At 71.1% G+C, this 12,827-nt stretch carries 14 protein-coding genes; 7 read left to right on the forward strand and 7 right to left on the reverse strand.

Features of this window, described 5'->3' with window-relative positions:
* Positions 1-7: 7 nt before the first annotated feature.
* The 6 genes from OIE74_RS02670 to OIE74_RS02695 all read right to left on the reverse strand — a co-directional run bounded on the left by OIE74_RS02670 (position 8) and on the right by OIE74_RS02695 (position 5,901).
* Entirely contained in the window at positions 8-685 is a 678-nt protein-coding gene (locus tag OIE74_RS02670) for a response regulator transcription factor (RefSeq protein WP_329377968.1), read from the reverse strand.
* Complete coding sequence (locus tag OIE74_RS02675; protein ID WP_329377970.1) at positions 628-1,794, reverse strand: hypothetical protein; 1,167 nt, start codon at positions 1,792-1,794, stop codon at positions 628-630. The genes OIE74_RS02670 and OIE74_RS02675 overlap by 58 nt, the downstream gene beginning before the upstream one ends.
* Positions 1,791-2,996, reverse strand: coding sequence for a sensor histidine kinase (locus OIE74_RS02680; RefSeq protein ID WP_329377972.1), 1,206 nt, complete (start codon positions 2,994-2,996; stop codon positions 1,791-1,793). Before OIE74_RS02680 ends, OIE74_RS02675 begins: the two co-directional genes overlap by 4 nt.
* Positions 2,997-3,122: 126 nt before the next feature.
* Entirely contained in the window at positions 3,123-3,695 is a 573-nt protein-coding gene (locus tag OIE74_RS02685; protein WP_329377974.1) for a hypothetical protein, read from the reverse strand.
* Between the two features lie 57 nt (positions 3,696-3,752).
* A complete protein-coding gene (locus OIE74_RS02690) occupies positions 3,753-5,393 on the reverse strand; it encodes an MFS transporter (RefSeq protein WP_329377976.1) in 1,641 nt (546 codons plus the stop codon).
* Between the two features lie 127 nt (positions 5,394-5,520).
* On the reverse strand, positions 5,521-5,901 hold the full coding sequence (locus OIE74_RS02695) for a cupin domain-containing protein (RefSeq protein ID WP_329377978.1): 381 nt from the start codon (positions 5,899-5,901) through the stop codon (positions 5,521-5,523).
* A gap of 130 nt (positions 5,902-6,031) precedes the next feature.
* On the opposite strand from OIE74_RS02695, the gene OIE74_RS02700 reads away from it, so the two are divergent.
* Positions 6,032-6,700, forward strand: a complete 669-nt coding sequence (locus OIE74_RS02700; RefSeq protein ID WP_329377980.1) for a TetR/AcrR family transcriptional regulator — start codon at positions 6,032-6,034, stop codon at positions 6,698-6,700.
* Between the two features lie 93 nt (positions 6,701-6,793).
* On the opposite strand, the gene OIE74_RS02705 is transcribed toward OIE74_RS02700, so the two are convergent.
* Entirely contained in the window at positions 6,794-7,933 is a 1,140-nt protein-coding gene (locus OIE74_RS02705) for a glutathione-independent formaldehyde dehydrogenase (RefSeq protein ID WP_329377982.1), read from the reverse strand.
* 225 nt (positions 7,934-8,158) lie between these two features.
* Between OIE74_RS02705 and OIE74_RS02710 the strand changes: the two genes are divergently transcribed.
* From OIE74_RS02710 to OIE74_RS02735, 6 genes are all read left to right on the forward strand, one after another.
* The gene (locus tag OIE74_RS02710) at positions 8,159-8,593 is read left to right on the forward strand and encodes a hypothetical protein (protein ID WP_329377984.1); all 435 of its coding nucleotides are present in this window, start codon (positions 8,159-8,161) and stop codon (positions 8,591-8,593) included.
* A 141-nt stretch (positions 8,594-8,734) separates the two neighbouring features.
* A complete protein-coding gene (locus tag OIE74_RS02715; protein ID WP_329377986.1) occupies positions 8,735-9,916 on the forward strand; it encodes a PLP-dependent cysteine synthase family protein in 1,182 nt (393 codons plus the stop codon).
* Positions 9,913-11,175, forward strand: a complete 1,263-nt coding sequence (locus tag OIE74_RS02720) for an MFS transporter (RefSeq protein WP_329377988.1) — start codon at positions 9,913-9,915, stop codon at positions 11,173-11,175. The genes OIE74_RS02715 and OIE74_RS02720 overlap by 4 nt, the downstream gene beginning before the upstream one ends.
* Positions 11,176-11,358: 183 nt before the next feature.
* Complete coding sequence (locus tag OIE74_RS02725) at positions 11,359-11,868, forward strand: hypothetical protein (protein WP_329377990.1); 510 nt, start codon at positions 11,359-11,361, stop codon at positions 11,866-11,868.
* A gap of 94 nt (positions 11,869-11,962) precedes the next feature.
* On the forward strand, positions 11,963-12,640 hold the full coding sequence (locus tag OIE74_RS02730) for a DUF6338 family protein (RefSeq protein ID WP_329377992.1): 678 nt from the start codon (positions 11,963-11,965) through the stop codon (positions 12,638-12,640).
* Positions 12,630-12,803, forward strand: coding sequence for a hypothetical protein (locus OIE74_RS02735; RefSeq protein ID WP_329377994.1), 174 nt, complete (start codon positions 12,630-12,632; stop codon positions 12,801-12,803). Before OIE74_RS02730 ends, OIE74_RS02735 begins: the two co-directional genes overlap by 11 nt.
* Positions 12,804-12,827 lie beyond the last annotated feature (24 nt).

Raw genomic sequence — 12,827 nt, forward strand, 5'->3', positions numbered from 1 at the left:
AGGGCGGTCACATCGGTGTCGTCGTCCGCAGGGTGGAGTTCGCGACCTCGCCGGGGGTGACCAGACCGTCCTCGATCGCGCGGGCCAGCATGTCCGCCTTCGTCGGTGCGGCCCTGCCGACCTGGGCGTACTTGACCCGCGCCCGTTTGATGTACATGTCGACGGTGTGCACGGACACGCCCATACGGCGGGCCACCGACGCCTTGGACATGGACTGGAACCACCAGAGCAGCGACGTCCGTTCCTGATCGGACAGCCGGGGGCCCACCGGGCTGCGGTCGGAGACCAGGACGCCGGCGGTGGTAGGAGGCACATAGGGCCGGTCGGCCGCGGCGGCGCGCACCGCGTGGAGCAGATGGGCCTGGCCCTCGCTCTTGGTGACGAATCCGCAGGCGCCCATGTCCAGCACGTCCATCACCAGCGATTCATCAGTGAACTGCGAGAAGACGACGATGCGTTGACCGGCCGCGGCGAGCTCGCCGATGTCCGGGAGCACCAGCCGCCCGTTGAGATTGAGGTCCACGATCAGGACGTCCGCCACGCCGGAACGCAGGTCCTCGACTCTCTCGCCGGTGTGTCTGACGCGTACGTTCGGCTCCTCCGCCAGCCAGGCGCGGACGCCGTCGATCACCACGGGGTGATCGTCGATGATGCCGACGTCGAACGCGGTCCCGGGACGCGCCATCGAGACTCCAGCCACAACAGGTTCTCCTTCTCGTCGAACATCACCGATGTGTCGGTCGAACCGGACGTACTCAGCCCGACGGGGGCCACGGCGTCCGCCACCACGCTCACCGTGACCTCGCCGGCCATGGCGACGACGGTCACCCTGGCGCTGACCTCCGCCGACGCCAGCGCCAGGAGCGGCCCCTCGGTCAGCCGCCGGCGAACGGCCACGGGAACGTCGGGCAGTTCGCCGTAGCAGACGAACGTCACGTCGACGTCCCGGCGATCGGCGACGTCGGCGCAGGCGCGGAGTTCGTGCAGCAGAGGATGGGCGGAGTCCTCCGTCTCGGCGAAGAGCCGGCGCAGCCGCGCCGCCTCGATCGCGCTCGACCGCCGTACGGTGTCGTCCCCCGGGTGCGCCCGCCCCTCGGCCAGGTCGCGGAGCAGCGGTGCGATGCGGTCACGCAGGTAGTGATAGCGCCGCAGCCGCTCGGCGTGCCTGGTGTCGTCGGCCGCCTGCCGTGCCAGGCGGTCCGCGTGCGCCCGTGCCGCCCGCGCCGTGAGCTCGGCGGCGTGGTGCAACTGCCGGGTGAGCAGGGCGAAGGCGAGCTGGATTCCGGCCGTGGTGTAGGACTGGGCGATCAGCCTGCTCCAGGCCACGGAGGTGTCGAGGTCGCCGCTCAGCCCCAGCGCGACCGTGGTCATCGCGACGGTGCAGCTCAACAGGACGACCAACTCGTGGATCGGGCGCTGCATCAGCAGCAGTACGCCGAACCAGCCGACCGTGTTCGCGGCCCAGCTGATGTCGCCGATCGCCTGGCCCGGCGGGTACGTCGCGACGGCGACGGCTCCGGCCAGCACGGCGACGGACGCGAGCGCTTGGGCCGCACGGCCGCGCAGCGCGGACCGCAGCAGCAGGATGGAGCCGATCAACTGCACGACGGAGAGCACCAGCCAGGCCGTGAGGGTCGCCCACGCCGGCTCGTACCGCGACCAGCCGCGCATCAGGATCAGGGCGTCGAAGCCGAAGTGCCAGAGGACGACGATGACCACGACCACGACGCTGATCACCTGGGTGTAGCGGGCCGCGACCAACTCCCCTCGTGGCGTGCCCACTTCGCTGTTCACCGGGGCCACCGCAGCATGACGCGGGCCCCGTCGCCCGGCCGCGCCTCGATCCGCGCGTCACCGCCCACCGCCGTCATCCGGCCCACGATCGACTCCCGTAGTCCTCTCCGGTGCTCGGACACGTCCGCGAGGTCGAAGCCGCGTCCCCGGTCGAGCACGTCGACGACGACACCGGCGCCGACCGGCTCGGCGCGCACCTGGGCCGCTGTGGTGCCGGCGTGCCGTACGACGTTCGTCAGGGCCTCGGCGACGGCGTCGGCGAGCGCGGTCACGACCGGGTGGGGCAGCAGTACTGGTACGACCCCGAACTCGACCGTCGGCGCGGGCAGTCCGGGCCTCGGCGTCGATGCCGCGGCGCGCAGGGCCACGTCCAGCGGGGCGAGCGGCACGGGATCGGCGGGCGTGCCGTCCGGGGTCGCCAGTGCGTCGATCACCTGGAGGTCGGCCAGGGCGCGGTGTCGCAGGGCCTCGGAACGATCGGCGATGGCGCCGGTGCTCACCATGGTGAGTGTGGCGAGCACGGTGTCGTGCAGCCGGCGCTGGTGGTCGCGTTCGTCCGCGCGGGCCGCCGCCCTGGCGCGCTCGTTCGCCTGCGCCACGGCCTTGGCCGCCAGCGCGGCGTCCGCCGAGCGGGCGGCACGGCGCAGCAGGACGAACGTGCCCGTGCTCAGGATGCCTTGGAGCACGAGCACGACGGGGGCTTCCCGGAGGCCCGGGACGCCGACCGTGTAGGCGAGGGTGATCACGACGGTCGCCAGGAGCCCGTGGGACGGGCGCAGATAGAACGGCGCGTTGAGTACGGTGACGCCGGCCAGGAGGTCGATCCATCCGGTGCCGGCGCTCGCCTCCAGCACCGGGTCGGGCACCAGCTGCCCGTGGAGCAGACAGAGCACGGCGCAGACGGCGACATCCGTGACGCCGAGCCGGAAGGTCACGCCGCGGCGAAGCGCGAAGACGCCGAACCAGCCGCCCCACACCAGTACGCCGGAGACGGAGAGCAGCACCCACACCGGATTCGCGGCCGACGCGAGCCCCAGCAGTGCGACGACGGCGGCGACCGCCGCGCTGGACAGCCGCAGGATCACGATGATCAGCAGGGCCTGCCGCTCCAGGCTGACCGTGGCGGGACCGGCGGCAGGGACCTCGCCGTGCCCCCACACCCGCGCCGAGGCATGCTCAGCGGGCTCGCGTTCCTCGGACATCAGCCGTTCGCCCCCGAAAGATGGGGGCTGGTCAACCCCTGTGACGACGATACGGGGGCATGTGCGCCAGAGGAAGCGCTCTGTGGCGAAAGTGACAGTTGGGGGTCCCGGGACGGTTCGGGGCGCTCAGTTCCCGGAGCCCGGCCGGGGCCGCCCGTTGTGGCGCAGCCGGAGTCGGCGCCGGGGGTGCGAGCGCAGGACCGGATGGAGGCTCCAGCCCTGCTCCGAGGCGACGCGCAGGACATGACCGGCGCCGGCGCCACGGAAGTAGTGCGCGCCGAGTTCCAGATCGCGGTGGTGCTCGCGATTGTGCGTCGCGGTCTCCACGCGCCGGGTCTGCTTCTCGACCCGGCGGTCCACCCGATCCCGGTAGTACGCCGGGTCGCCCTCCCGTATCAGCTCCACCGGGGTCACACACCAGAGCGGGATGAAGGGCACCTGACCCAGAGTGGCGTCCAGGACGCGTACGGCGCCGCTCTCGGCACGCGGCACGAGATAGACGATCAGTTGGGCCACCATCGCCACGCCGTAGAAGCAGAGCGCGAGGAAGACCCACACGAGCCACCACAACGGCAGGAACACCAGCGTCAGAGGCAGAAGCAACAGCCAGCGGAGCACAGCCGGGCGAACAGGCAACGGCCCCCAGGCCGGGTCGTCATAGTCATGCACGGACGGTGTGTCCCCCTCGAACTCAGCCATGGGTCTCTCCGGCGCGTCCGCGAGTCTATGCCGCGCCGGCCGGGGCCGCCCCGGCGGCTACGTGCCGTCCGAAGGCTGCTGGGCGAAGTCCTTGGTGCGGATCGTGGCGAAGGAGATCACACCCGCGGCCAGGGCGACGATCCCGGCGACCAGGAGGATCTCGTTGAGGCCCGAGGTGAAGGCCGCCGCGGTGAGGTGTTTGACCGGGGCGCGAACGTCGGCCGGGAGGGAGCCGAGGATGTGGCTGACCGTGCCCGACTCGACGGCGGTGGAGATCCGCGGGGCGAAGTCGCTGAGGCCGGGGACGGCGTCGATGTGGTCGGTCACATACGACTTGACCTTGCTGGAGAACAGCGTGCCGAGCAGCGCGATGCCGGTGGCGATGCCGATCTGACGGAACGTCGAGTTGATGCCTGAGGCCATGCCGGCGTGTGCGGGCTGGACGACGCCGACGGCGGTCGAAGCCAGCGGCGGGTTGACCAGGCCGACACCGGCGCCGGACATGATCATGCCGGGGATCAGATGGGTCCACTCGCTCGACGCGTCGAGACCGCGCATCCACAGCAGCCCGCCGCCGATCAGCAGCAGCCCGGGGCCGATCAGATACCGCACCGGCATCCTTGAGGAGAGCCGGCCCGACACCGTGGACACCACGAGGATGCCCGCGGAGATCAGCAACAGCCGTACGCCCGCGCCCAGGGCGCTGAATCCGAGCACGTCCTGGAGATAGAGCACGAGGTAGAGCAGCATCGACAGGACTGAGGCGCTGAGACCGAAGGCCGCCACCAGGCCCCCCGTGAAGGTCGGCTTCCGGAAGAGCGACAGGTCGAACATCGCCTGCCTGGTCCGCAACTCGACCGCCACGAATGCTGACATCAGCACGACCGCCGCGGTCAGGCATCCGATGACGACGGGGTCGGAGAACGAGTCGTGACTGGACTTGATGAGCGCGTACACCAGGCTCGACAGGGCGGCGGTGAAGAGCACGAAGCCGGGCCAGTCGGGGTGGCGGGCCCCGGGCTGGCGGGACTCGGAAACTTTGGCCACGGTGATCGCGACGGCGATCACGCCGATGGGCAGGTTGACGTAGAAGATCCACTCCCAGGAAAGCCCCGTGGTGAGCGCACCGCCGAGCAGCGGCCCGATGGCCACCGCCAGTCCGGTGATCGTGCCCCAGATCCCGAAGGCGACACCGCGGTCCTTGCCCCGGAAGGCGTCCGCCAGCAGGGCGAGGGAGACCGAGAACATGATGGAGCCGCCGATTCCCTGAAGGCCCCGGGAGAGTTGCAGCATCAGTGAACTGTCGGAGAGGCCGCAGAGCAGCGACGCGAGACTGAAGATCGACAGTCCGACCAGATAGAGCTTCCTGCGGCCGTACATGTCGGCGAGGCTGCCCGCGGTGAGCAGCAGCGCGGCCAGGGTGAGGGAGTAGGCGTCGACGACCCACTGGAGGTCGGAGAAGCTGGCGTGCAGGGACCGCTGGATGTCGGGCAGCGCCACGTTCACGATGGTGATGTCGAGCAGCAGCATGAACGTACCGAGGCAGACGGCGGTCAGCGTCCACCACTTGTTCTGCGCGGGTGGCGTGCGGCCTGTCCGGGACCGGCCGTGCGGAGCGCCCCCGGAGGTGTGGGCCGCGTCGGAGCGGTCCTGTTCGGAGCGGTCCGGTCCGGACGCGTCGGGCTCGCTGTCAGCCATGCGCGCTCCTCTTTCCTGGCCGGTCGGGCGTATCGGTCGTACCGACTATCTCCTTCTCGCGGGCTCCGACCGGCCCTCACTGTGCGGGCCAGTCGGGCGAATCCCGGCGAAGCCGTCAGGACGTTCCCTACGTTCCGTCCGCTTCCTGACCCTCCCAGTCGTGGTCTCCCGGAAGCAGCACCATGTGGTGGGCGCCCAGGATGTCCACCAGTTCGTTGAATTTCTCGTCGGGCCACGGGGCGGGACGGCCGCCCTTCTCCCCGTACGCGAGGAAGAAGGACTCGGGCCCCGCGGGCGTGTAGAAGACGAGGAGTCTCGAAGGCTCGGGGCTGAGGTTCTTGAATCCGTGGCGCGTGCCCTTGGGGATGTAGACGAAGTCGCCGGGGCCGGCGGTGATCTTCTGGTCGCCGTTGATGAACTCGAAGGTCCCGGACAGGACGTAGAAGGCTTCGTCCTCCTTCGTGTGCGTGTGGGGGACGTTGCCCCGGCGGACGACGCGGAGGCGCAACTCATTGACTGTAAGTCAATGAATGACATCCAATCAATGAGCCGCTCAGGCATACGCTGCCCATGGCCGACCGATGATCTTGGAATACGCTGGTGGCTCACCCGGCGACGTCGTCGGAAAGGAATGAGACGTGCCTCAGCCCCTCGCGGAGAAGCCGCCGACCCGGCGGCAACTGGCCGCGCAGCAGACACGCCGGAAGCTGCTGGACGCCGCGCTGGCGAACTTCACGCGGAGGCCGTACGCGGAAGTCACCGTCGGGGACATCGCTCGCACGGCCGGAGTCGCGCACGGACTTCTCTCCCACCACTTCGACGGCAAGGAGAGCCTCTACGCGGAGGCCGTACGGGAGACAGACCGCGAGCTGCGGGCCGCCACGGAGATCGGCTCGGACGGGCCGGTCGTCGAACGCCTCCGGCGCCATCTCCGGGCGCATCTGGCATTCCTCGCCGAGCACGAGGACGCGGCCGTGAATCTGATTCTGCGCCGCACGGAGACCTCTGACGTGGCGGGGCAGGCCTTCGAGTCGACCCGGCAGGAAGGCATCCGCGCGATCTGCGGCCTTCTGGGTCTCGCGGCGGACGAACCGGCGCTTCAACTGCCCGTACGCGGGTTCATCGCCGCGTGCGACGAGATGTCCCTGCAATGGCTGAGGGGAGGCCGGGCCCTCTCGGTGGAGGCGCTGGTGGAGGTCTACCTCAGCTTTCTGGCGGGAGCGGTACGGGCCGCTCACGGTCTCGCGCCCGTGCCCGCGCTGAGTGAGGCGCTCCAGACGCTCGGAGGCGGGGCTTCCCGCTCGTAGCGCCGCCGTCCCGGACGCGGACGCCCGCGAGGAAGCGCGCCCGGCCGGACCGGACGCGGGAACCTCGCGGGGGTGCCGGTCGGGGTGTGCCGGTCAGGCCTGGTGCGGGTGGAGAAGCACCTTGGAGTAGCCGGGCTCACGCTTGTCGAAGCGGGCGTACGCGTCGGGCGCCGACATCAGCGGCAGTTCCTGGGAGACCACGAAGCTCGGCTTGGCCTTGCCCGCGATGATCATGTCCCGGAGCTGGTGGGCGTAGACCTTGGCGTTGGTCTGGCCGGTACCCATGCGCAGGCCCTTCTCGAAGAACTTCCCGATGTTGAAGAGCAGATACCCCTTCGCCGCGTCCTGATCGGGCGCGCCGGGGTCGGTGGGCACGTACAGCCCGACCGTGCCGATCGAGCCCGTCGGGCGGACCGTGTCCACGAGCTGGTTGAGCACGAGGGCCGGCTGTTCCTGGCCCTCGGGCACCGTGGCCTGATAGCCGACGGCGTCGATGCCCCGGTCGACGCCCACATCGCCGATCGCGTCCTTGATCTGCTGGGCCGGGTCGTCCACGGAGTAGTCGATCGGCGTGGCACCCATCTGCTTGACGAGGTCCAGGCGGTTCTTCACCCGGTCGACGACGAAGACCCGGGACGCGCCCTTGAGCATCGCCGAGTAGGCGGCCATCAGCCCGACGGGGCCGGCTCCGTAGACCGCGACGGTCTCGCCAGGCTTGACGCCGGCTAGCTCCGTGGCGTGGTAGCCGGTGGAGAAGATGTCGGCCAGCAGGGCGAAGTCGGCTTCGTGCTCCTCGCCGTCCGGCAGGGGCACACAGTTGAAGTCCGCGTACGGCACCCGCAGGTATTCGGCCTGGCCACCGGGGTACGGGCCCATCGCCACGTATCCGTAGGCACCTCCGGCGAACCCCGGGTTGACCGTCTCGCAGAACGCCGTCTTGTCGGCCCGGCAGTTACGGCAGAAGCCGCACGCGACGTTGAACGGGATGACCACCCGCTGGCCGGGCTTCAGACTGGTGACGCCCTCGCCCACCTCCTCGATGACGCCGAGGTTCTCGTGGCCGAACACCAGGCCGGTCTCGGCGGCCGTACGGCCCTCGTACATATGCAGGTCGGACCCGCATATACAGGTGGTCGTCACGCGCAGCAGCACGTCCTGCGGAGCCTCGATGCGGGGCTTCTCCACCTCGTCGACCGAGACCTCGTACGGGCCGTGGAAAACTACTGCCTTCATGGTGTTCTCCCCTCTTCGTCGGGCCCCCTGCCGGCGGCCCACACCCCGAGTCCCCACACTCGATACCCGTGACTCGGCAGAGAAATCTGCAATTTGTTCTCTTTGTTTGGTTTGTCTTCCGAAGGCGCCGGAGGGGCATCGCCCGACGACGAGGGGTGATCGGGAGGGCCTGGCCCCGCATTCCTAACGGGCACTTTATGTGGCCGTTCAGTTACGTTGAGCGACGTGACAGTTGGCGCATCGGGCGAATCCAGGCGGGCCGGGTGGTGGGCTCTGGCCTGCCTGCTGACGGTGCTGGCCGCGGTGGTGCACATCTTCGTCTGCGCTCATGGGCCGCAGTCGCCCGGGGCGGGGGGCGCCGACTCACTGAGTGCCGTACGGCCGGTGGCGGCGCCCGCCTTGGTCGTCCACGGCGGCAGCGCCTCCGTGGACGCCGACCGGGCGGCGGACGGGTCCGTCTTCGCGCACTGCCCCGGTGCCGACCAGCCCGGCTGGGTGCAGCAGGACAGCCAGTTGAAGCCACCGGCCATGGTGGTCCGCGCCGAGACCGTTGTTCTCCCGACCGGGGTGTCCTGCGCAGGTTCGCGGGCGGGCTCCGCCGGGGGCAGAAGGGCGCCGCCCGACGACGGCCGGGCGGGGCTCGGGGTCTGGCGGATCTAGAAGGGGCCGCTCCCCCGTGCGCGGAGCCAGGGACACCCACGTTCCCGGCTCGGTGCGGGGGCCGTAAGGCCATCTTCTCCCCGACCTCAAACGGCCGGGCCCGTCGTGGGCCGGCCGCCGAAAGAGACTCCGTTGAACACCATGACCTCTGTGACTTCCCCCTGCCCGCCCGCCGGTCTGCTGGCGGCGACGGCGCCGAGCGCGCGGACCGCGGCCGGGCTGGTCGGCAACACCCCGCTGCTGTGGGTGGGCGAGCCCTTCGCCGATCCGGGCCGCGGCTTCTGGGCCAAGCTGGAGGGCGCCAACCCCGGCGGGATCAAGGACCGCACCGCCCTGCACATGGTCCGGGCGGCGCGCGACAGGGGCGAACTGCTGCCCGGTGCCCCGATCGTGGAATCCACCTCCGGCACCCTTGGGCTCGGGCTGGCCCTGGCGGGCAGCACCTTCGGCCACCCCGTCGACGTGGTCACCGACCCCGGCATGGAGCCGATGATGACCAGCCTGCTCCAGGCCTACGGCGCCACCGTGCACGTCGTGTCGCGGCCGCATCCGGTGGGCGGCTGGCAGCGGGCCCGCCGGGACAAGGTGGCCGAACTGCTGGCCGTGCGTCCGGACGCCTGGTGCCCTGACCAGTACAACAACCCCGACAACGCGGCCGCCTACCGGACGCTGGCCCACGAACTCGTCGCGCAGCTCGGCCGGATCGACGCCCTGGTGGTCAGCGTCGGAACAGGCGGGCACTCCGCGGGCGTGGGCTCGGTCCTGCGGGACTTCTTCCCCGGCCTGAAGGTCGTGGGCGTGGACACGACCGGCTCCACCATCTTCGGCCAGCCCGCCGGTACCCGGCTGATGCGCGGCCTCGGCAGCAGCATCCACCCGCGTAACGTCGCCTACGACCTGTTCGACGAGGTCCACTGGGTCGCGGCTCCCGAGGCGGTGTGGGCCGCCCGTACCCTCGCCCGCTGCCACTACGCCACCGGTGGCTGGAGCGTGGGCGCCGTCGCCCTGACCGCCCGCTGGCTCGCCTCCACACTGCCGGCCGAGGCCCGGATCGCCGCGGTCTTCCCCGACGGCCCGCAGCGGTACGCGGGCACCGTCTTCTGCGACACCTACTGCGGCGAGCACGGCCTGCTGCACCACGCGCCGCCCGTCGCACCGCACGAGATCGCCCACCCGGGGGAGCTGACGGTCACCTCGTGGAGCCGGTGCACGACGGTGGTCGATCCCCTCGTCGGCATCGAAGCCGAACTCACCGCCGCGACGGCCGCCACCACGGCCGCAGCCACCTCCTCCGCCACGGACCTGCGGGCGGTGCGGCCGTGAAGTCCCTCTGGCACAGCACCCGTTCCTTCCCGCCCGGCGCCCAGCTACTGATGGTCAATCAGTTCGCCATCAACCTGGCGTTCTACATGCTCATGCCCTACCTGGCCGCCCATCTCTCCGGCGACCTGGGGCTCGCCGCCTGGACCGTCGGACTGGTCCTGGGCGTACGCAACCTCTCCCAGCAGGGCATGTTCCTCATCGGCGGCACCATCGCCGACCGCTTCGGCTACAAGGCGCCCATCCTCGCCGGGTGCGTCCTGCGCACGGGCGGGTTCGCGCTGCTGGGCTGGGTCGACACCGTGCCCGCGCTCCTCGTCGCCTCCGCGGCGACCGGTTTCGCGGGCGCCCTGTTCAACCCGGCGGTACGCGCCTACCTCGCCGCCGAGGCCGGCGAGCGGCGGGTGGACGCGTTCGCGACGTTCAACGTCTACTACCAGGCCGGGATGCTGCTGGGTCCCCTCGTCGGACTCGCGCTGCTGGCAACGGACTTCCGGCTGGTGTGCACGGTGGCGGGGGCGATCTTCGCGCTGCTGAGCGTGGGTCAGTGGCGCGCGCTGCCCGCCCGCCGCGGCGACGCGCCCGCGGACGCCGGTGGCGGACGGAAGGCGGGGGTGCTGGCGCAGTGGCGCACCGTCGTCGCGAACCGGCCGTTCCTGCTGTTCTCCGCCGCCATGATCGGCTCGTACGTCCTGACGTTCCAGGTCTATCTCGCCCTCCCGCTGGCGGCGGGCGCCGCGCTGGGCGCCGACGGTACGAAGGCCACCAGCCTGCTGTTCGTCGTGTCGGCGGCGGTGGCGGTGGCCGGGCAACTGCGGCTGACGGGGTGGGCCAAGCGCCGCTTCACCCCTCATCAGGCGCTGATGGCCGGGCTCGCCGCGATGGGCGCGGCTTTCCTGCCCCTCGCCCTGGTCCCGGCCTCGGCGACCCTGGGGGTGCTGGCGGCACTGGTCGTCGCGGTAGCCGTGCTGGCGGCGGGAAGCGCGGTGGTCTACCCGTTCGAGATGGACACCGTGATCGCCCTGTCGGGCAACAGGCTGGTCGCCACCCACTACGGCTTCTACAACACCGTCTCCGGCCTCGGCATCACCCTGGGCAACCTGGTCTGCGGCGCGCTGTGGGACTACGCCCGGACCCACGACGCCGGGTGGCTGTTGTGGACGGCGCTCACGGCGACCGGGGCCGGGTGCGCGGCGGCGGTGGGCGCGCTGTCCCGCACCGGCCGGCTCGCCGGGTCGCTGCCGCAACCGGCTCGCGCCTGACCGGTCCTACCGCGCCGACGCGCGCCATGGCGCCATCATAAGCACATCCGTCTCCATTAATGGCTCATCCTGGTGCCATGCATGTGCCATAATGGCGCCAAGGGAGCGCACTCCTCGGCCGCGCGGCTGAGGCGGCCGAGGAGTGCGCGTTTCGCGGAGTGAGCCATCAAAAGGGGTCGGGCCATGGAGACAGCACACAGCGGGCGGCAGCCGGAGCGCGGCGCCTTCGGCGCGTTCGCCCGCTTCGTGCTCTGCGGCGGCGGGGTGGGGCTCGCCTCCAGCTTCGCCGTGGTGGCCCTGGCCTCCTGGATTCCCTGGGTCCTCGCCAACGCCCTGATCACCGTGGTCTCCACGCTGCTCGCCACCGAACTGCACGCCCGCTACGCCTTCGGCGCGGGCGGGCACGCCACCTGGCGCCAGCATGTGCAGTCGGCCGGGTCGGCCGCAGGCGCGTACACGGTGACCTGCGCGGCGATGCTGGTCCTGCAACAACTCGTGGCAGGGCCAAGCGCGTTGCTCGAACAGGTCGTCTACCTGTCCGCCTCCGCGGTCGCCGGTGTCGCGCGGTTCGGGGTGCTGCGTCTCGTCGTCTTCGCGCGAAGCCGCTCGCGGGCCACCGTCAGCCCCGTGGAGGCGACCGTGGCCCACGCCTCGCCCCCGGCCGGCGCCGGGACGCTCTGCCGCGCCGCCTGACCGTTCCGGCCGAACTCCCCCGGAGCGCCTTCCCATACGTCATCCTGATGCGACGACACGGGCGGAACGCCGAGCACGGGGGTGCGGCACCACGATGGTTCCAGGAACGGTGCAGCAGTTGACCATCCTGCTGATCCTCGTGCTGCCCGGTGTCTTCTACCAGGCCGTACGGGAGCGCCTGCGCGGCTCGCTCGCCAGTGAGCAGGAGCCGCAGAACCGGCTCGTGCGTGCCATCGCCGCCGGTGCCCTGCTCGACGCCCTCTACGCGGTGGCCGCGGGGCCGTGGCTCGTACGGCTGCTGGCCGGGGACGGAGACGGGCCCATATCCGGGCTGCTGCGGGAGCCCCGCCGGGCAGGACTGGCCGCGCTGCTCCTGATCGTCGCCGTTCCGTCCGCGCTGGCCTGGGCGGAGGCCGCCTGGCGCAGACGGCACGCACGGGCGCGGTACGAGCCGATGCCGACCGCCTGGGACGCCCTCTTCCGCGACCGCGGCTCCTGCTTCGTACGGATGCGCCTCAAAAGCGGTCTGTGGGTGGGTGGTTGGCTCGGTTCGCGGTCGGCCGTCTCGGCGTATCCGCAGCAGGGGGACCTCTATCTCCAGGCTCAGTACCGGGTGGGGTCCGACGGCACGTTCCTCGGGAAGGTGCCCGGTACCGGGGGCGTGTACGTGCGGGCGAGCGATGTGGATGTGCTGGAGGTACTGCTGCCGCCGTCCGCGGCGGCGGCGGAGGGAGTGGTGGCCGATGCCGGAGGATCAAGAGATGGGCAGTGAAGCCGAACTGGCGGCCCTGGTCGAGGAGTTCGCCTCGCGCAGGACCTATCGGCCCACCGACGCCCTGGACGAGCCGGACGAGCTGCCGCAGGGCCCGTCGGGCACGGCGATGGGGGACGCCGCCCCGCCCGTGCACGGTTCCGGGGAGACCGAGACGTCCTGATCGCCGGGACGTACCCGGGCGGCA

This window comes from Streptomyces sp. NBC_01716, assembly GCF_036248275.1.
Taxonomy (GTDB): domain Bacteria; phylum Actinomycetota; class Actinomycetes; order Streptomycetales; family Streptomycetaceae; genus Streptomyces.